This window comes from Roseibium album (assembly GCF_001404515.1).
In the GTDB taxonomy this organism is placed as follows: Bacteria; Pseudomonadota; Alphaproteobacteria; order Rhizobiales; family Stappiaceae; genus Roseibium; species Roseibium album.
Window position 1 is genome coordinate 303,046 of record NZ_CXWE01000008.1, and the last position, 17,528, is coordinate 320,573.

At 58.5% G+C, this 17,528-nt stretch carries 19 protein-coding genes; 11 read left to right on the forward strand and 8 right to left on the reverse strand.

Annotated elements, in window-relative coordinates:
* The first annotated feature begins 7 nt into the window (after positions 1 to 7).
* Positions 8 to 1,039, forward strand: a complete 1,032-nt coding sequence (locus LA5095_RS25785) for a GlxA family transcriptional regulator (protein ID WP_055120255.1) — start codon at positions 8 to 10, stop codon at positions 1,037 to 1,039.
* On the opposite strand, the gene LA5095_RS25790 is transcribed toward LA5095_RS25785, so the two are convergent.
* A complete protein-coding gene (locus tag LA5095_RS25790; protein WP_055120256.1) occupies positions 1,033 to 1,866 on the reverse strand; it encodes an alkaline phosphatase family protein in 834 nt (277 codons plus the stop codon). The two genes, LA5095_RS25785 and LA5095_RS25790, sit on opposite strands and share 7 nt — an antisense overlap.
* 549 nt (positions 1,867 to 2,415) lie before the next feature.
* Here LA5095_RS25790 and LA5095_RS25795 point away from each other — a divergent pair.
* Entirely contained in the window at positions 2,416 to 3,705 is a 1,290-nt protein-coding gene (locus tag LA5095_RS25795; RefSeq protein WP_055120258.1) for an Hsp70 family protein, read from the forward strand.
* Here the strand turns inward: LA5095_RS25795 and LA5095_RS25800 are convergent.
* The 5 genes from LA5095_RS25800 to LA5095_RS25820 form a co-directional block, all read right to left on the reverse strand.
* Positions 3,702 to 4,013, reverse strand: coding sequence for a hypothetical protein (locus LA5095_RS25800; protein ID WP_145902529.1), 312 nt, complete (start codon positions 4,011 to 4,013; stop codon positions 3,702 to 3,704). The genes LA5095_RS25795 and LA5095_RS25800 overlap by 4 nt on opposite strands.
* Positions 4,014 to 4,286: 273 nt before the next feature.
* A complete protein-coding gene (locus LA5095_RS25805; RefSeq protein ID WP_055120262.1) occupies positions 4,287 to 4,778 on the reverse strand; it encodes a barstar family protein in 492 nt (163 codons plus the stop codon).
* 3 nt (positions 4,779 to 4,781) lie between these two features.
* Positions 4,782 to 5,096, reverse strand: coding sequence for a DUF1905 domain-containing protein (locus LA5095_RS25810; protein WP_208992860.1), 315 nt, complete (start codon positions 5,094 to 5,096; stop codon positions 4,782 to 4,784).
* Positions 5,097 to 5,261: 165 nt separating this feature from the next.
* The gene (locus tag LA5095_RS25815) at positions 5,262 to 6,668 is read right to left on the reverse strand and encodes a PepSY-associated TM helix domain-containing protein (RefSeq protein ID WP_055120266.1); all 1,407 of its coding nucleotides are present in this window, start codon (positions 6,666 to 6,668) and stop codon (positions 5,262 to 5,264) included.
* A gap of 79 nt (positions 6,669 to 6,747) precedes the next feature.
* Entirely contained in the window at positions 6,748 to 7,110 is a 363-nt protein-coding gene (locus LA5095_RS25820) for a hypothetical protein (protein WP_055120268.1), read from the reverse strand.
* Between the two features lie 385 nt (positions 7,111 to 7,495).
* On the opposite strand from LA5095_RS25820, the gene LA5095_RS25825 reads away from it, so the two are divergent.
* The 7 genes from LA5095_RS25825 to cobM are packed head-to-tail and all read left to right on the forward strand — an operon-like array spanning position 7,496 to position 13,197.
* Positions 7,496 to 7,738: a DUF6732 family protein gene (locus LA5095_RS25825; protein ID WP_029061979.1), complete on the forward strand. Its 243-nt coding sequence runs from the start codon at positions 7,496 to 7,498 to the stop codon at positions 7,736 to 7,738.
* The gene (locus LA5095_RS25830; protein ID WP_055120270.1) at positions 7,735 to 8,421 is read left to right on the forward strand and encodes a precorrin-8X methylmutase; all 687 of its coding nucleotides are present in this window, start codon (positions 7,735 to 7,737) and stop codon (positions 8,419 to 8,421) included. Before LA5095_RS25825 ends, LA5095_RS25830 begins: the two co-directional genes overlap by 4 nt.
* Before the next feature lie 7 nt (positions 8,422 to 8,428).
* Positions 8,429 to 8,665 (forward strand): hypothetical protein, encoded by a 237-nt coding sequence (locus LA5095_RS25835; protein ID WP_144436168.1) that lies wholly within the window; start codon positions 8,429 to 8,431, stop codon positions 8,663 to 8,665.
* The gene (locus LA5095_RS25840; RefSeq protein ID WP_055120274.1) at positions 8,662 to 9,861 is read left to right on the forward strand and encodes a bifunctional cobalt-precorrin-7 (C(5))-methyltransferase/cobalt-precorrin-6B (C(15))-methyltransferase; all 1,200 of its coding nucleotides are present in this window, start codon (positions 8,662 to 8,664) and stop codon (positions 9,859 to 9,861) included. Before LA5095_RS25835 ends, LA5095_RS25840 begins: the two co-directional genes overlap by 4 nt.
* Positions 9,858 to 10,583 (forward strand): precorrin-2 C(20)-methyltransferase, encoded by a 726-nt coding sequence (gene cobI / locus LA5095_RS25845; RefSeq protein WP_186009656.1) that lies wholly within the window; start codon positions 9,858 to 9,860, stop codon positions 10,581 to 10,583. Before LA5095_RS25840 ends, cobI begins: the two co-directional genes overlap by 4 nt.
* A complete protein-coding gene (cobJ, locus tag LA5095_RS25850) occupies positions 10,553 to 12,424 on the forward strand; it encodes a precorrin-3B C(17)-methyltransferase (protein ID WP_055120277.1) in 1,872 nt (623 codons plus the stop codon). Before cobI ends, cobJ begins: the two co-directional genes overlap by 31 nt.
* A complete protein-coding gene (cobM, locus tag LA5095_RS25855) occupies positions 12,421 to 13,197 on the forward strand; it encodes a precorrin-4 C(11)-methyltransferase (protein WP_055120279.1) in 777 nt (258 codons plus the stop codon). The genes cobJ and cobM overlap by 4 nt, the downstream gene beginning before the upstream one ends.
* Positions 13,198 to 13,362: 165 nt before the next feature.
* Here cobM and LA5095_RS25860 read toward each other — a convergent pair whose 3' ends face one another.
* Together LA5095_RS25860 and cobA are read right to left on the reverse strand one after the other, a co-directional pair.
* A complete protein-coding gene (locus tag LA5095_RS25860; protein ID WP_055120281.1) occupies positions 13,363 to 14,682 on the reverse strand; it encodes a cobyrinic acid a,c-diamide synthase CobB in 1,320 nt (439 codons plus the stop codon).
* Positions 14,672 to 15,538 (reverse strand): uroporphyrinogen-III C-methyltransferase, encoded by an 867-nt coding sequence (cobA, locus tag LA5095_RS25865; protein ID WP_055120283.1) that lies wholly within the window; start codon positions 15,536 to 15,538, stop codon positions 14,672 to 14,674. The genes LA5095_RS25860 and cobA overlap by 11 nt, the downstream gene beginning before the upstream one ends.
* A gap of 130 nt (positions 15,539 to 15,668) precedes the next feature.
* Here cobA and LA5095_RS25870 point away from each other — a divergent pair, with 130 nt between their 5' ends.
* Positions 15,669 to 16,766 (forward strand): cobalt-precorrin-5B (C(1))-methyltransferase, encoded by a 1,098-nt coding sequence (locus LA5095_RS25870; RefSeq protein ID WP_055120449.1) that lies wholly within the window; start codon positions 15,669 to 15,671, stop codon positions 16,764 to 16,766.
* Positions 16,753 to 17,514: a cobalt-precorrin-6A reductase gene (locus LA5095_RS25875; RefSeq protein WP_055120285.1), complete on the forward strand. Its 762-nt coding sequence runs from the start codon at positions 16,753 to 16,755 to the stop codon at positions 17,512 to 17,514. Before LA5095_RS25870 ends, LA5095_RS25875 begins: the two co-directional genes overlap by 14 nt.
* The last annotated feature ends 14 nt before the right edge of the window (positions 17,515 to 17,528 follow it).

Sequence of the window (17,528 nt, forward strand, 5' to 3'; positions counted from 1 at the left end):
TATTTGAATGAAAAGCGAGACCAAAAGGCGCAAGATAGGTTTCCTGTTGATCGAGGGCTACGCCCTGCTGTCCGTTGCCTCCGCGATCGAACCGCTAAGGGCGGCAAACAAGCTGAGTGGCAAAGCACACTTCAGTCTCAGCTACTTTTCGCAGAATGCCGGCAAGGTGCGCGCTACCTGCGGTGCGCTGTTTGAAACCGAGCCTCTTGGGATCCTGAGCAACCAGGTCGATATTCTGTTTGTCGTTGCGGGCAACAACCTGGGAGACCATGAGGACACCACCCTTTATGCGCAGCTCAGGAAACTGGCGGCACACGGCGTCGCGCTTGGAGGCATCTCGGGCGGTGGCGCATTGCTGGCCAAAGCCGGGCTCATGGAAGACCGGCGGTTCACCGTTCATTGGGAGCACGTTGAGGAACTCAACGCCCTTTCTGACAGCTACTTCCTGGAGCGGCGAATTTTCGTCGTCGACCGCAATCGTTACACATGTGCGGGCGGCGTTGCCTCGCTCGACATGATGCTTGCCCTGATCAAGACGGAACTCGGAGCGGAGCTTGCAACGACCGTGAGCGACTGGCTGGTGCACAGCGGGATGCGCAGTGCGGACGAACCGCTTCGTTCCCGCTACCTGGGCAGCAACAGCAGCCTGAACAGTTGCGTCGCTGCCGCCGTCGAACTCATGGAAAGCCATGTCACGGATCTGCTCACGCTTGACCAGATCGCGATGTTGGCGGGCGTCAGCTCCCGCAAGCTGCAGCGCAATTTCAAGTCCGATCTCAGTATCAGCGTCATGCGCTGTTACATGGACATCCGCCTGCACAAGGCCGATGAACTGCTACGCAAGACAAGAATGGCCGTCGCACAGGTTGCCTTTTCGACCGGATTTGTCGACCAGGCGCATTTCGCCAGCGTCTACCGGGAAAAATTCGGGTTTTCCCCCACGGAGCGGCGCAAAAAGACCCGTGTGTCTCCGCCGGTTGTCCGGACTGCAGTCCTTACCGAGGATTCGGAAGACACCGTGGCGCATGCACATCACTGAACGCTGACAAAGCTTTCACGCATGCCCTCCGGCAGATCGACGCCGAGCAGCGTCAGCACCGATGCGGCAATGCCGAGCTGTGAAAGTTCTTCGGTCTCGGCAGGCGCCTTAGCATCGGAAAACAGGTAAAACGGCACTTCGGTTGCCATCGGGACCGTTCCCCCGTGCCAGTGATCGGCGGTCATGCCGTGATCAGCCGTGACGACGATGTCGTACCCGAGGGAACGCCACAGCGGTATCGCGCGCGACATTGCATTGTCGATGTGCCAGATCTGCCGGCGGTATTCCATGCTGTCACCGCCGAATGTGTGTCCGAGCGTGTCAGCCGAGCAGGAATGCAGAAGCATGTAGTCAGGCGCATGGCGCTCCATCAGCACCGTTGTCTGGGCGCAGAGGTCAATCTCCGCAGGAGCGACCGCGTTGATCGGACCATATCCTTCCATGGAATAGAACCGGCCGTACTGGATGTCGGCGGTCTCGTCTTCGTGTTCGACCGATCGCAGCCTGTCCCAGACCTGATCGACGTAAAGCCGGTGAAAATACTCCTGGGCGACCGCACCGGTCGTTTTCCCCGCTGCGTGCACTTCGGAAAAGATGTTCGGCGACGACGACCTGCGCATGCCTTCGTTCGAGACAATGCCATGTTCGTGCGGCCATAGCCCGGTATGGATCGTTTCATACATCGGGCCTGACAGGCTGGGCAGAGCCGTGTGCATCTTCCAGCGCCTGGCCTGCTCCAGCCTGACCGCGCCTTCCAGATAACCACACTCGCTGAGGACCGATGCGTAACCGGCACCATCCATGATCACGAGCAGCACTTTTCTCATTTTCCGTCTTCCCCTGGAAACGACCGGGCATCCGGCCTCTTTTCAGCATTGCCGGCACGGTTCGATCAGTCGTCCAAAAAAATTACGTCGACCTCAAGAGAAATCGCCCCTGCCACCACGACGGATGTATCGGCGTGAAATCGTTCTGTAAACGCGCATTCGACCCGTTCTCTTGCACATATGCGACACGTCCGGCGACATGTATCCCAGACATCTGTTTTCGGCGCTGTTCCCCACCTCGTTCCGGTATGTACAAATCCGCTGTTGCCAGGGTGCGGGCATCTAGCCATTTGTTTTTCTGCGGTTTCACCTTGCCTTTTGCCGCATTAACCCGTATTCAGCGCGGCCATTCCAAATTCGAGACTGCATATCCTGCCCGAACTGCCGCTCGTGTGGCGGAATTCAAATCCACACTGGAGACGGATGCCTGCTCGTCACATTTTTGAAACTGAAGTTCGATCAGAGAATGCTGAAAATGAGACGAACTTCAGCTTCGGGTGACGAACGGATCGTGGTGCGTTTGCGCGTCGCTAAACGAGGACGGCTGAAATGACTGAAACAATCGGACTTGATTTTGGGACCTCCAACACCGTTGCGGTGGCGGCCCGGCAATCAGCAACGCAGCCAGTTCATTTTCAGGACAGGCAGGAGACATTTACCTCCTTGCCGACGGTCCTGAGTTTTCTGGATCGCGGCGCTGCCCGGGCGCTTCATCCCGAAGTCGGCCCCTGGGCGATCCGGCAATTCCTGGAAAGCTTTGGCGATGTCCGCTTCATCCAGTCGCTCAAGACCTTCGCTGCCAGCCGTCTTTTCAAGGGCACGGGCGTTTATGGAGTGCGTTTCGAATTCGAGGACCTGATGGCAACATTCCTGCGCTGCGCCTTTGAGCGCGCCGGGACACGTTTCGATCCCGCCGGTACCCGGCTGGTCGTTGGCCGCCCGGTTGAATTCGCAGGTCACAATCCGGACGAAACCCTGGCGATGGAACGTTACCGCAGAGCATTTCGCAAGGTCGGTTTTGAGGACATTCTGTTTGTCATGGAACCTGTGGGAGCAGCGTTTTCCTATGCACAGTCGCTGGAAAGAGACACGACCATTCTCGTGGCCGATCTCGGAGGCGGCACCACGGACTATTCCATCATGCGGTTCGAGACTGCGGCCGGGCACCTGAAGGCAACGCCTCTGGGGCGCGGAGGCATCGGAATTGCCGGAGACACGTTCGATTACCGCATCATCGACAATGTTGTCCTGCCGAAACTGGGCAAGGGATCGGCCTACCAAAGCATGGGCAAGGTCCTTGAGATCCCGCCAAACCTTTTCTCCAACTTCGCCCGCTGGCACATGTTGTCGATCTTCAAGACGTCCGACGATTTCAAGGAAATGAAGAAGCTGCTGCGCTGGTGCCTGGAGGCGGACAAGATCGAATTGTTCATCGAACTCGTCGACGAGGACCAGGGTTATCCGCTCTACAAGTCCGTGTCCGAAACGAAAGCCAGGCTGTCGTCAGATGACGAAGCGGAGTTTTCCTTCGCCCCTCTCGGTGCGGATTTCCGGGCGATGGTCTCCCGCCAGGAGTTCGAAGGCTGGATCGCCGCTGACCTTGCCAAGATGGACAAGGCCCTCGACGCAACGCTTGCAAAGGCGGGACTTTCTGAAAACGACATCGACCGTGTGTTCATGACGGGCGGAACCTCCTTCGTGCCCGCCGTCCGCCACCAGTTCGCCAACCGGTTCGGAACGGAGAAGATCTCCGGCGGCAACGAACTCACGTCCGTCGCCAACGGTCTGGCGCTGATCGGCGCTCGGGAAGATGCCGGAGATTGGGCAGTAGCTGCTTAGTCCGCCGGCATGTTCGCGAACTCGTCGTACAATTCCGTGGACATTTTCCTGTAGGCAAAGGCCTTCTGAATACCACCTTCACCGCCTGAGGGAAGAATTATCGTCGGAACGTCATAGACCCTGAATTCAGCTTCAAATTGGCTCGCTCCCTTCGCGTGTTCAGATTCCTCAAAGTTGTGCAGCTCAGCAAAGAGTTCCGATGCAATGTCATCGAAAATTTCCCGATTGACCTTGTTATCCTGATCGAAGGCGATGACGAGCTTCCAAGCTGCTGAGTTTTCATGCACTTCAATAAAGGCTTCGGTCATTGACTGCGGAATGCATCCGAGCAAGGCTTGGGATAGTGCAGACGTAGCGATCAGTAACGTGACGTCCAGGCCCTCGCCTTTCCTTTGCCGACCGGGTTCATGCATACCTTCAACACTTCTAGCAACTCGTTTTCTTCAACCCAGGATCGCGCAAATCCGGCGAACCGACGCCTGATAACAGGCGATGATATGTTTCCACCAAAAGCAGTCTGGAGCCAATCAACGCGCAGGACGACGCGGGGATCGGAGGCTGCTCAGTCACCAATCGGCACCTCACGATCTGCGCGAAGTTCGTGCACTGGAAGCGACCTCCAGTATGACCTTGAAATAGCGTGGACCGCGGTCCCACCATTGGCCGTCTGTTATCGTCTCGCCGGCATAAAGTGCCACGTCCCCGATCAGCTCCACCCATTGACTGAACGAATACTTCCTGTCCCGGTTGAGAAGCCTGCCTGCGTTCGAGATAACCAGCAAAACGCCTGCCTCGTGGTCATCGATGACGTCACGCATGCAGTCTCTGTAAGCCGCCAGCACGAAATCGTAACCGTTGTTCCCGGATTGGAAGCCCAGGCCCGCCCCCATCTCTTCCACTAGTTCCGGCCACGTTCTCATCAGGTTGCCGTCGAAGTCGAATTTTTGCGCCCGCCGGGCTTCGTCGACTGTCTCGATGACGTCAGCCGCGCCTGCGAGACTTTCGACCTGCAATATCGTTTGACGGGATAAGGGTGAAAGGCCTGCTGTCAGCCCTTTGATGTTTCGCTTCATCTTCTATCCGCCTGGCTCATCCAAGACTGTCATGTTCACCTCGACCCTGTCGCCAACTGCGACCTTCTCGGTCTTGCGCACTGCGGCCTTGACCGGCAGCAGGAAAGAGCCAGAGGCCTTGTCCGGCCAGATCGTGGTGCGCCATGTCGAGGAGCCGATGCTGGCCTTGACCTTGATCATGCCCCAGCTTTTCGCCTTCCGGCCACCAGCCAGAAAACGAATCTGGTCGGCGCATTCCACCGGCAGGGTGATGAACGTCCAGCCACCCGGTCCGGGCGACACCCACAGGTCACCAGAAAATTCCAATTGATCAAGCACGATGGTTCGACTTCGGTTCGAGGAAGAAGAAATTGCAACATGGCGGTAATTTCAGAGAACCAACATCGCCGTCAACCGCCTACAGGCCTTGCAGATAACGCTGCTGCCATTTCCTGAAAAAGAGATTGGACCGGGCGCCGGAAAACCCGACGCCCGAAGCCATCTTCAGCCAAACGCCCGGCGCAGCATGGGCACCCGCTTGATGATCAGATAGTCGAGTGCAAGCACGCTCAACAGCGTCAGACCGACCAGCGGAAAAGCCAGCGACAGAAACAACATCAGGATCATTGCGCCGCGCCAATGCGGAAGATCCTCCGGTGTTTTCGGTGCAAAAACCCGCAGCGCCATGCCTTTTGGCCGGCGAAGCCACCACATCACGGCGCCGCTGACACACAGGAATATCACCGACAGACAGACCAACGTGTTGAGTATCAGGTTCCAGAGACCCATCAGACCCATGTGCAACGGAATGCCGACCGCCATTGCCTTGCCTGCTGCCGAGTAATCGGCAAAGGCGACATTGGCGAGGACACGGCCGGTGTACTGATCGACATGAACGGTCCTGTCGGAAAACGGGTCTTCCGCATCAGCGCTCATCGTATCCTGGTTGATCGTCCAGACGCCGGTTTCGCCCCTGGGATAGGAAATGCGATATCTTGCATTGAAGCCCAGCGCACCGGCCAGTGTTGCAACGCTGTCGATGTCGACCGGAACACCGGGCGCTGTTCCCTCGATACCTGCCTCGGAACCTGATGCCGGCATCCGGGTCTGCTCCAGAGCCCAGGGCACCTCGGAAACCGCGCCGTGGTTCATCGCGGCGTGGGTTTCGTCCGACAGGGGAACGTTGTCCCACTTTTCGGCAGGAAACGTGCTCCAGGCCTGAACGAACTTGCCGCCCCAGATGCCCGTCCAGGCCATGCCCGTGATCAGGAACGTCAGGAGAAGCGCGGAAACATAAATGCCGATGTTCACGTGCAGCGTTTTCAGAAGCGCTCGTCCCTTCTGGGTCAGGTCCGGAACAAGGGCTCTTGCCAGAGAAACATCGCGCGGCCACCAGAGGTATAATCCGGTCACGATCAGGACGAGGGAAAGACCCGCCGCGATTTCAAGGAGCCGGTCTCCGGGCATCCCCAGAAGAAGATCGCTGTGAATGCCGTCGGCGAAATCGTACCAACCCTGACGCCGGGTCCAGCTTTCCACGATGTTGCCGGTGTAGGGATCGACGGCAACCATTTCCTGCGCGCCGTCCTGATTGATCCGGAAAACCGAAACGCTGTCTTCCGACCGCCCCTTCAGCCACTCCACAGGTGCGCCGCCCCGACGGCTTTCAAGGGCAGCGTTGGCCTGATCCGAAATGGAGAGGACAATGCTGTTTGCCGGAACCGGAACGGCAATCCTCTCACCATCGCGGCCGTCAAAGTAGCCGATATACATCATCATCAGACCGGTGACAGCGAGAACAGTCAGGAACGGAATGGCGAAAAGACCGGCATAAAAGTGCCAGCGCCAGGCCGCCAGATAGAAACGGCTGGGCCTGGACGCATTGTTGGCGTCCGGAGAAAAAGTGCTCATGGGAACTCCATTGAAAACCTGCTGCAACGGGTCTCTGCCCGGCAGGTTTCAGATACGATTGGGGGTTTTGACTGGAGGTTCAGGCCCCATGAGGAGGTGCGCGCGCGCCCAGAGAGCCGGCTATCGTGGTGGGCAGCCAGATGCCGTGATGTCCCGAATTCGATACACCAGAGATATGGGGTCGAAAGTCGAAACCGGTTGCTTGCGGAGTGTCGAGAAACGCACCGACACCTGCAAAAACACAGTGTCCATGCGCGAGTGAACTATCTTCGTCATCTTCCGAAGGCGCAGGAATTTCCAGACCATTGGCGTCCAGAGTTACCGTTCGCAACCCGTCCGTGGTACAGAGCGTAACGGTGAACCCACCATCCGCCTCGACAGCAGGCATGAAACCCTGAGGCACGAGTGCGGTGAACAGGAAGGGCAGCAACAGCAGCGCCATGCCTGCTGTTCTCAAGTCCGGAAAATTTAGCCGGAAGTGCCTCACACCCGAATGCCCCTTTCAAGATGCTCAATTCATTAGGTCAGATTCCGGAGAAAAACAAATCCTGTCATCCAATGTGTCTGTTTCGACCAATGGATGTCGTTTTCTCGCTTGATCCGCCAATAGCGCTCCCCTAGATTGCCGCAACTTGACGGCGTCCTATCAGGGACTGAAAGCGATTCTGGATGCGGTTGACCCACTCAGGGGACCAAGGCCGGAGCTGTCCGAAGCAACACGATGTTTGGCTGATTCAAAATCGGCCAACGTTGGTTGCATGCTTTCATCTCCCTGTTTCGCGGTCATTCAACTGCCGGTTCCGGCACCTGCCTTTGGGAGATAAATTATGATCAACCGGATTGTCCTCGCCAGCCTCGCTGCAGTTCTTTTACCTTCGGCAGCCTTTGCGCATGGTGGTCACCTGGGTGAACTTGCCGGACACGCGCACTGGATCGGCGTTGCAGCTCTTGCCGGGGCCGCTCTCGTTGCAGGCGTCGTCGCTTTGAAAGACCGCAAGAAACAGGACGTTGACGACGCAGCCGAAGCAGATGGTGCAGAAGAAGACAACGCCGGTGAAGCCGCTCAATGAGCGGAACACCGGTCTGGGAGCAATATTTGTCAGATCGACCGACACCAGCATACCGGTACGAGAAGGACCCGTCGGCGATCTATCGTCAGTCCTTTTCCATTGTGCGCGACGAAGCGGATCTCTCCTGTTTGCCGGAGGAATTGCACCCGATCGCCGTGCGCCTGATCCATGCTTGCGGGATGACGGATCTGCCAACTGAACTGGCCTGGTCGGATACGGTGCTTGACGCGGCAAACGACGCTTTCCGGAACAAGGCACCGGTCTTGTGCGACGTCGAGATGGTGGCGCATGGCATCATCCGTTCCCGTCTGCCCGCGGGAACTGATGTCGTCTGCACTCTCAATGATAAACGTGTTCGGGAGTTGGCAAAGCACCTTGGCACGACCCGCTCTGCAGCCGCCGTTGAATTGTGGACGGACCGCCTGGAAGGTGCCGTCGTCGCGGTTGGAAATGCGCCGACGACGCTGTTCCATCTCCTTGAAACGATCGCCTCGGGTGGCGCCAAGCCGGCTCTTGTGCTTGGATTTCCGGTTGGATTTGTCGGAGCTGCCGAATCCAAGGACGCTCTGATCGAGAACCCGTTCGGCCTGCCGTTTCTGGCCCTCAGAGGCCGACGCGGTGGCTCTGCGATGGCAGCTGCGGCGGTCAATGCTCTTGCTGCCGGCCTGCCGGAAGAAAGTTGAGACAGCGGTGACCGAAAACAAAAAGGGCCTGAGATCGACAAACACCGGCAAGCCGATGCGATCGCGCGGGTTTCTGTCCCGTCCTGGCGTTGTGGCTCAAAACAGTGCAGAAGACACAGGCGGTCACGCTGGCGAAAAAACGATGTCGCGCGGGACAAGACAGGTTTCGGCCACTCTCGACGGCAGGCCGAAATCCCTTTCCTCGAAAACAAAGATCAAGCCCTATCATCTGGAGGACAAATGACCTCTCCCTGGCTGACCCTGATCGGCATTGGTGAAGACGGCGTTCTGGCTCCGGGGGGAAAGGATGCACTCGTGCGCGCGGAAATCGTCTATGGCGGATCCCGTCACCTCGACCTGGCAAGTGTCGGATCTGCCGAGAAGAGAACCTGGCCATCGCCCTTTGCATCGGTTTTTGAAGACCTTTCACAATTGCATGGAAAGCGCATCGCGGTGCTGGCAACCGGCGATCCGATGTGGTTCGGCATAGGGTCATCGCTGGTCAGGCGTTTCGGTGCCGGTCAGTTGAGAGTGTTTCCGTCCCTTTCCGCCTTTCAGCTTGCCGCCTCGCGTTTGGGATGGCCGGTGCAGGACTGCGAGTGCCTGTCGGTTCATGGCCGGCCCGTCGACCTGTTGCGAAGCGCACTCTATCCGGGTGCCCGGCTTCTCATCCTGACAAGCGGTGCGGACACACCGCGTGAGGTTGCGGACCTGTTGGCGGATGAGGGCTATGGCCAGACCCGGATGACCGTTCTGGAACATCTTGGCGGCGAAAAGGAACGACAGGTTGTCTCGACCGCTGAAGACTGGTCCTGCGAAGTCGCGGCCTTTCATACGCTTGCCCTCGATGTTGTCGCCGAACCGGGAACCCACATCCGTCCGCGGACGCCCGGACTGTCCGATGAAGCCTTTCACCATGACGGCAAGATGACCAAGCAGGATGTTCGCGCTGTCACGCTAGCTGAACTGAAGCCGCATCCCGGCGCGGTTCTCTGGGATATCGGCGCCGGTTGCGGTTCCGTTGCCATTGAGTGGCTCAGGGCCGCGAACCGGACACAGGCGTTCGGACTTGAACCCCTTGCCGAGCGCCGGCAGATGGCCATGGACAATGCCGTTGCTCTCGGTGTCCCTCATCTGAAGCTGATCGACGCAACCGCACCGGAGGGCCTCCAGGGTCTGCCCGAACCGGACGCCGTTTTCATCGGTGGAGGTTTGACGGTGCCCGGCATCATCGATGCTGTGCTCAAGGCGTTGCCTCACGGAGGTCGGCTCGTCGCAAATGCCGTGACGCTGGAGAGCGAAGCCGTTCTGCTTGCGGCCTATCAGACACTTGGAGGAAACTTGAAGAAAATTTCCATACACCGCGCAAGCGCTGTCGGCGGTCTGACCGGCTGGCGCCCGCTCATGCCGGTGACGCAATGGAGCCTGACCAGATCATGAGCGGAACACTTTACGGCATCGGTCTCGGCCCCGGCGATCCGGAACTGATGACCCTGAAGGCACATCGGCTGATTGCGTCGGCAAAAGTTGTTGCCTATCCGGCGCCGGATACGGGCGAAAGCTTTGCCCGCTCCATCGCCGCCGGCACGATCCCCCACACTGCAAGAGAAATTCCAATTGTCGTGCCGATGCGTGTCGATCGTTTTCCCGCCCAGGAGATTTACGACAAGGCATCGGATGAGATTGCAGCAGTTCTTGCAACCGGCGAAGACGTCGTAACGCTGTGTGAAGGCGATCCGTTCTTCTACGGTTCCTTCATGTACCTCTTCGACCGTCTGTCCGATCGCTTTGCGATTGAAATCGTTCCAGGCGTCACGTCGCTCACAGCCTGTGCGGCCCAGCTCCAGCGTCCGCTGACGTCGAGAAACGATGTTCTTACAGTGATCCCGGGACCGTTGCCGGACACCGAGATCGAACAGAAGATTGCGGAAGCGCAGGCAGTCGCCATCATGAAGGTCGGACGCCACCTTTCCCGTTTGAGGGCTCTGCTTGGCCGGATGGGTCTTCTGGAAAGAGCCGGCTATGTGGAACGCGCCAGCCTGGCTGAGCAAAAGGTTCATCGCCTCATTGACCTTGAGGCCGAAACCGCCCCTTACTTTTCCATGATCCTCATCTACAAGGGAGACGAAGCGTGGACGCTTCCCCCATCCTTTTCGTCCTGAACGAAGCCGGTCTGGACACAGCCGAAGACGTTGCAAAGCGCTTTTCAACTGCGCGCATTCACGGCCTGGCGGGCCGCGTCCCAACGGCGGATACGCAGTTCAACGAAACCATTGAACATCTGCAGCTGCTTTTCAGGGCCGGTCATCCGATAGTCGGTTTCTGCGCCAGCGGCATCCTGATCCGCGCACTTGCACCGATCCTGTCGGACAAGCGCAACGAGCCGCCAGTCATTGCGGTATCGGAAGACGGTTCCAGCATCGTCCCGCTGCTCGGCGGGCATCGCGGTGCAAACGAACTTGCCAGGATCCTGGCAAAGTCTCTGGGTGGCCACGCTGCGATCACCACGGCGGGTGATACGAAACTCGGCATTGCCCTCGACGTTCCGCCAAAGGGATGGATCCTTGCCAACCCGGAAGATGCAAAACCGGTGATGGCCGAACTTCTGTCCGGCGCGGATGTTCGCATAGAAGGCCAGGCGGACTGGTTGCTGGAAGCCGAACTCAACCAGTCCGACAACGCATCGATTGCGCTGGCAGCAACCGAAAAACCGGTAGAAGGAAGTCCCACCCGGCTTGTCTACCACCCGCAAAAATATGCGGTTGGTGTCGGCTGTGCCCGGCACTGCGATCCGGCGGAACTCATCGGCCTTGTCGAAGGCCGGCTCGCGGAAGCCGGGATTGCCCGGGGTGCAGTCGCCTGCGTCGTGACCATCGATCTGAAAGCGGATGAAGCTGCCGTCAACGACCTGGTCAATTATCTCGGCGTGCCGCTGCGCGTCTTCTCCGCCGAGGATCTTCAGCGTGAAACACCGCGCCTCAAGAACCCTTCCAACATCGTTTTTCAGGAAGTCGGTTGCCACGGTGTTTCGGAAGGGGCGGCGCTGGCAGCGTCCGGTGCCTTCGGCGCACTTGTCGTTGAAAAACAGAAAACAGAAAGTGCCACATGCGCCATCGCGCGCGCACCCCAACCGATAGACCCGGCCACCATCGGCAGATCCCGGGGGCACCTTTCGGTGATCGGGATAGGACCCGGCAAGGACGAATGGCGGACGCCGGAAGCCACGCGGCTCCTGTCTGCTGCAACGGATGTGGTCGGTTATTCGCTTTACCTGGACATTGTCGAAAGCCACATCACCGGAAAAAAGCACCACAATTTCCCGCTCGGCGCAGAAGAAGACAGGGTTCGTTTCGCGCTCGAGGAAGCCGGCAAAGGCAAGAATGTCGCCTTGATCTCGTCCGGAGACGCCGGCATTTATGCAATGGGTTCGCTGGTTTACGAGCTGCTTCACCGCAATGAGGAATTCGGCGGCGTCTCGGATGCTGCAAAACGCGTGAGCATTACCAACGCGCCGGGCATTTCGGCGCTGCAGGCCTGTTCGGCACGGATCGGAGCACCACTCGGCCACGACTTTTGCGCAATCTCGCTCTCCGACCTGCTGACGCCATGGGAGGCCATCGAAACACGGTTGAAGGCAGCTGCGGAAGGTGATTTCGTGATCGCGTTCTACAATCCCGTTTCCAAGCGCCGCCGCACACAATTGGCAGCCGCGCGCGAGATCCTCCTGAAACATCGCCCCGCAACAACGCCTGTCGTGCTCGGTGTCAATCTCGGGCGGCCGGAAGAAACACTGCGGGTAACCACCCTTGAAGCGCTGACTGTCGACGAAGTCGATATGCTCACGACCGTTTTGGTCGGTTCCTCGAACTCACGCGCGATCATGAAGGGTGACGGCAGCATTTTTGTCTATACGCCGCGCGGCTACGCCAAGCGGATCGACGCGCCCAAACCCGCAAACACAGATTTACCGCCGGAAACCGAAAAGGCAGAAGAAAACCAATGACCGTTCACTTCATCGGCGCAGGACCTGGCGATCCAGATCTCATTACCGTTCGCGGACTACGGCTGATCCAGTCGTGTCCGGTCTGTCTTTATGCCGGGTCTCTGGTGCCGGAACAGATTGTCTCCGCGGCGCCTGACGATGCGCGCGTCATCGATACAGCACCCATGACGCTGGATGAAATCATCGACGAAATCAGGGACGCACATGACAAGGGTCTGAATGTTGCCCGCGTGCACTCCGGCGACCCGTCGGTCTACGGTGCGACGGCGGAACAGATGCGCCGGCTGGATGCACTTGACATAGATTACGATGTAACCCCCGGCGTGCCTGCGTTCGCGGCGGCAGCGGCGGCCCTGAAAACCGAACTGACGATCCCGGAAGTCGCCCAGACGGTAATCGTCACGCGGACGGCAATGCAGTCCTCCGCCATGCCGAACAATGAGGACCTCGATACGCTCGGCAAGAGCGGCGCGACGCTCGCAATCCATCTTTCGATCCGGAACCTTCGGGAGATTGAACGTCAGCTTGTCCCCCATTACGGACCGGATTGCCCGGTGATTGTCGCCTATCGCGTGGGGTGGCCCGACGAGGCCTTTCTTCACGGCACGCTTTCAACGATTGCGAACCAGATACGCAAGTCCAAGATCACCCGGACTGCCCTTGTGTTCGTTGGCCATGCCCTGAAGCCGGGACAAGACTTCCGCGACAGCGCGCTCTACGACGCCGATCACGTGCATGTTCTAAGGCCGAAAAAGAAAGCGAAAGCCTCCTAACATTTCGGTGCGTCATTCCGGATGGATGCAGCAAAAGCTGTGTGCCAATCCGGAATGAATTGGACCGACGACTGTACGGTTTCGGTTTTTCCAGGTCCTTACCGATCCCGTGACGGGTTCGATACAGGCAGGTTGCCTGCCTCATCTTCTTGCATTTGAGGCGGGTCAAAAAGACGAAATCACATGGGCAAATGAGCCCATCACATTGCCGCTCCGCAATCCCATGTCATCTCGTTTGTTGCCCTCGGCATCTTGCGCGGAAAACAGGCGGTCAGCCCTTCCCTCGGATACGATAGACGCATAATGAAATTCATGCCCGGCGAGCGGAGATGTCCAGGGCAACCCGCCAACGGGTTCCAGCATGCGATATCCGAGGTGACGCTTGCGATCCTCAAACGACGTCACCAAAGGCAATAGACCCAGCATACCGTGCCTTTCGCCGGACGCGTCGATGAGACCTTCGCCAAGCGTCATGTAGCCACCGCATTCGCCGTAGATGAGTGTGCCCGCATTCGCAGCCTGCCGCATTCCTGACTTGAAGCCTTCAGCCCCTGCCAAGACCGCTGCATGGAGTTCCGGATACCCCCCTGGGAGAAATATCGCATCTGCATCCGGGCCTGGGGCTTCGTCGGCAAGCGGTGAAAAGAAAGCGATTTCCGCACCCTTTCGTTGCCAATCGTGCAACAGGTGCGGATAGGAAAAAGCAAAGGCTACGTCGCGCGCCACCGCTATCTTCCGCCCCAGAGGCGGCGGCAGGTTCATCCGAATGGCTTCTGCAGCCGGAATACAGGTCGCCGCGCTTTCAATGGCAGCCAGATCAACATGTGTGCGGCAAAGCTCTGCCGCCGTTTCCAGAAACGTCTCCAGATCCTTGTGCTCACTCGCCTGCACCAGACCCAGATGTCGTTCCGGCAACGTCAATTCCATCGAACGCGGGATGGCCCCGAACACGGTCACACCCAGCGGTGCGAGCGCTGTACGAAGCATTGTTTCATGACGCGCACTGCCAACGCGGTTAAGGATTACACCTGCAATTTGAACATCGGGCCGGTAATTCTGAAACCCGAAAACCTGCGCTGCGACAGACTGAGCCTGCCTGGCACAATCAATGACAAGGATCACGGGAACAGTGAGGACCGCTGCAAGCTCGGCGGCGGATCCCTTCCCGTTCGCCGCGCCGTCGAACAATCCCATGGCGCCCTCAACCAGAAGCAATTCATGCCCTGCTGCCCGGTCCATCGCCAGGGCGCGCAGCGTATCGGTGTCCATCGCCCAGGCATCCAGGTTGATGCAGTGTTTGCTGCTGGCTGCTTCGTGAAACTTCGGATCGATATAGTCCGGACCGGATTTCGCTGACGCCACCAGACGACCGGCATTGCGGAGGGCTCTTAGCAGTGCGAGAGTAAGCGTCGTCTTGCCGGCACCGGAGGAAGGTGCCGCAATCAACACCCCTCCGGGATCCTGGAATGTCTCGCTATCCGGCATCTGCCGTTCGGTTCTTTGCGCGCAGATCCAGTGGATCGGATGTCAGTATCTTGCCAGACATGGCCCCGAGCCAATCCAGGCCATTGCGCAGTCGCACGACTTCTCCGACGCAGACTATCGCCGGAGGCTGGATATCGGCAGCTGCAGCATCGACCGCACAGCGACCCAGCGTCGTCTCCAGAACCTGTTGGCCGGCCAGGGAAGCGTTGCACACGATGCCCACAGGCTCGTCAACAGATCGCCCACAACTTATGAGTTTGCCGGCTATCGTCTCCAGATGTTTCATTGCCATGTACATGACTATTACCGGAGATCCCTTTGCAATCCCGTCCCAATTGATGGCATCGGGGGTCAAACCGGTCTGGTCATGACCGGTCAGGAACGTGACTGCCTGATTGCAATCACGGTGAGTTGCCGGGATGCCCGCGTAGGCGAGACCTCCGATACCGGCAGTGACACCCGGAATGATCCGGAACGGAACACCTGCCTCGACAAGACCGAGGGCTTCTTCGCCGCCACGCCCGAAGACGAATGGATCGCCGCCTTTCAAGCGAAGCACACGCTTTCCTGCGCGGGCATAATCGATGAGCTTCAGTGTGATATCGCGTTGTTTCGGACTGGGTTTGCCGCCGCGTTTGCCAGCAAAATCCGTCACTGCACCGGGTTTGACCCAGTCGAGAATGCTTCTGTCGACTAGAGCGTCATAAACAACAATATCCGCCTGGCGCAGACCGTTCACGGCGTGCAGCGTCAGGAGGCCGGGATCGCCTGGACCGGCACCGGCAAGCCACACCCAGCCAGATTCAAAAACCGGCAGGCCATCGGGAAAACTATTGTTCTTGTCAGTACCGTTCATGAATTCTGTTTATCCGGCATTTTCCGGAACGCCAAGCACCTGCGCGATGGAAAACACAAGGAATGCGACATTTAAGAGCAATGTCGCTCAGGAGCGCGCACCGGTCTGCAACATCAGCTATAGAGTTTGCATGTCGAGGAACGAACCGAAAGAACTGAGACGAGGCTGGACGACGGGCGCATGTGCAACGGCTGCGGCCAAGGCTGCCTATTGTGCACTCATAACCGGCACATTTCCCGACCCTGTTGAGATTTCCCTGCCAAGAGGCGGCACCGCCGATTTCATTCTCACCCGGCACAGTATTTCCGGTGATGTTTCCAGCGCGACCATCACCAAGGATGCGGGTGACGATCCTGACGTGACACATGGCGCCCTGATCACATCGACCGTGCGGATTTTGGAACCCGGATCGGGTGTCCGGTTCAAGGCCGGCGACGGTGTCGGCACGGTGACGCGGCCAGGCTTGCCGATCCCGCCGGGCGAACCGGCGATCAACCCGGTTCCGCGACAGATGATGCAGACAGCGATCGGGGAAGTCGCGGACAAATACGGCGCAACAGGTGATGTGGAAATCGAAGTCTCGATTGACGGCGGCGCGGAACTGGCGCTCAAGACAATGAACGGGCGTCTCGGCATCGTCGGTGGACTGTCGGTGCTTGGGACAACCGGTATCGTGCGCCCGTTTTCCTGTGCGGCCTGGATCGCTTCCATCCATCGCGGTATCGATGTCGCGCGCGCAATCGGTCTGACTCATGTCGTCGGCGCCACCGGAACGTCCTCCGAAGATGCGGTAAAGGCGCGATATTCTCTCGACGAGACAGCCTACCTGGATATGGGTGACTTTGCCGGTGGCCTGCTCAAGTACCTGCGCCATCACCCTGTCGACAGGCTGACCCTCGCCGGAGGGTTCGCCAAGTTCTCAAAGCTGGCGCAAGGTGCGCTCGACCTGCATTCAGCGCGGAGTTCCGTCGATTTTTCCTTTCTGCAGGACCTTCTTGCAGAAGCCGGTGCGTCTCCTTCTTCCATCGTCGATGCCGCCCAGGCAAATACGGCAAAGGAAGTACTCGACCGGTCACTGGAGGAAAATGTCGACCTGAGCGGTTTGCTGGCAAAACGAACAAAGCTGGAAGTCCGGAAAATTCTCAAGGGTGCGCCGGTTGCACTGGAAGTTCTGATAACCGATCGGCAGGGCAACGTCCTGGGAGAAAGCGGCTTTGACGGCACCTGATCACATTTTGCTGCTCGCGGGGACTTTCGAAGCCCGTCAGCTCGCCGAAAGGCTGAGCAGCACGTTTCCCGGACTGCACCTGACCGTTTCCTTCGCCGGCGTTGTCAGAGATCTACCGGATCTTGGAGTACCCACACGTATCGGCGGATTCGGCGGGACAGCCGGGCTCGCAAAATTTCTTGAAGATGAGAGCGTCACCCTGGTCATCGATGCGACGCACCCTTTTGCGGCGCAGATGAGCCGCAATGCTTTTGAGGCCTGCAGCAACTGTCGACTGCCCCTTCTTCGCCTGGAACGTCCGGCCTGGAAACCTCTCGAGGAAGACCGGTGGGAACCGGTTGTTTCGATAGAGGATGCGGTTTCAGCGCTGCCGTCTGCGTCCCGCGCATTTCTGGCAGTTGGACGCAAGGAAATCTCCCGTTTTTACCCTCGTTCGGACATTTTCGGTGTTGCGCGCATGATCGAGCCGCCTCGCCAACCTTTGCCGCCACAATGGGAACTGGTTCTGGCACGGCCATCAAGTTCGGCGGAGGAAGAGATGTCACTGCTGCGTAAGCGCGGCATCACGCATCTGGTTGCGAAAAACAGTGGTGGGGAACGGTCCTACGCCAAGATCGAAGCCGCTCGCAGACTGGGATTGCCGGTAATCATGATTGACCGGCCGAAACCGCCATGGACAAAGACATCAACGACCGTCGCGGACACGGTTGAAAAAATACGCATTGTCCTGGCGAGCAATAGATCCTGAACGCGGTTCGGCGC

What these genes read in the sequence shown, in the direction of transcription:
- LA5095_RS25795 (WP_055120258.1), top strand. Translation starts at nt 2,416, where the DNA reads ATGACTGAAACAATCGGACTTGATTTTGGGACCTCCAACACCGTTGCG.
- LA5095_RS25805 (WP_055120262.1), bottom strand. Translation starts at nt 4,778, where the DNA reads ATGAAGCGAAACATCAAAGGGCTGACAGCAGGCCTTTCACCCTTATCC.
- LA5095_RS25785 (WP_055120255.1), top strand. Translation starts at nt 8, where the DNA reads ATGAAAAGCGAGACCAAAAGGCGCAAGATAGGTTTCCTGTTGATCGAG.
- cobA (WP_055120283.1), bottom strand. Translation starts at nt 15,538, where the DNA reads ATGAACGGTACTGACAAGAACAATAGTTTTCCCGATGGCCTGCCGGTT.
- cobI (WP_186009656.1), top strand. Translation starts at nt 9,858, where the DNA reads ATGAGCGGAACACTTTACGGCATCGGTCTCGGCCCCGGCGATCCGGAA.
- LA5095_RS25790 (WP_055120256.1), bottom strand. Translation starts at nt 1,866, where the DNA reads ATGAGAAAAGTGCTGCTCGTGATCATGGATGGTGCCGGTTACGCATCG.
- LA5095_RS25815 (WP_055120266.1), bottom strand. Translation starts at nt 6,668, where the DNA reads ATGAGCACTTTTTCTCCGGACGCCAACAATGCGTCCAGGCCCAGCCGT.
- LA5095_RS25800 (WP_145902529.1), bottom strand. Translation starts at nt 4,013, where the DNA reads ATGACCGAAGCCTTTATTGAAGTGCATGAAAACTCAGCAGCTTGGAAG.
- LA5095_RS25860 (WP_055120281.1), bottom strand. Translation starts at nt 14,682, where the DNA reads ATGCCGGATAGCGAGACATTCCAGGATCCCGGAGGGGTGTTGATTGCG.
- cobM (WP_055120279.1), top strand. Translation starts at nt 12,421, where the DNA reads ATGACCGTTCACTTCATCGGCGCAGGACCTGGCGATCCAGATCTCATT.
- LA5095_RS25840 (WP_055120274.1), top strand. Translation starts at nt 8,662, where the DNA reads ATGACCTCTCCCTGGCTGACCCTGATCGGCATTGGTGAAGACGGCGTT.
- LA5095_RS25870 (WP_055120449.1), top strand. Translation starts at nt 15,669, where the DNA reads ATGTCGAGGAACGAACCGAAAGAACTGAGACGAGGCTGGACGACGGGC.
- LA5095_RS25825 (WP_029061979.1), top strand. Translation starts at nt 7,496, where the DNA reads ATGATCAACCGGATTGTCCTCGCCAGCCTCGCTGCAGTTCTTTTACCT.
- LA5095_RS25830 (WP_055120270.1), top strand. Translation starts at nt 7,735, where the DNA reads ATGAGCGGAACACCGGTCTGGGAGCAATATTTGTCAGATCGACCGACA.
- LA5095_RS25820 (WP_055120268.1), bottom strand. Translation starts at nt 7,110, where the DNA reads ATGGCGCTGCTGTTGCTGCCCTTCCTGTTCACCGCACTCGTGCCTCAG.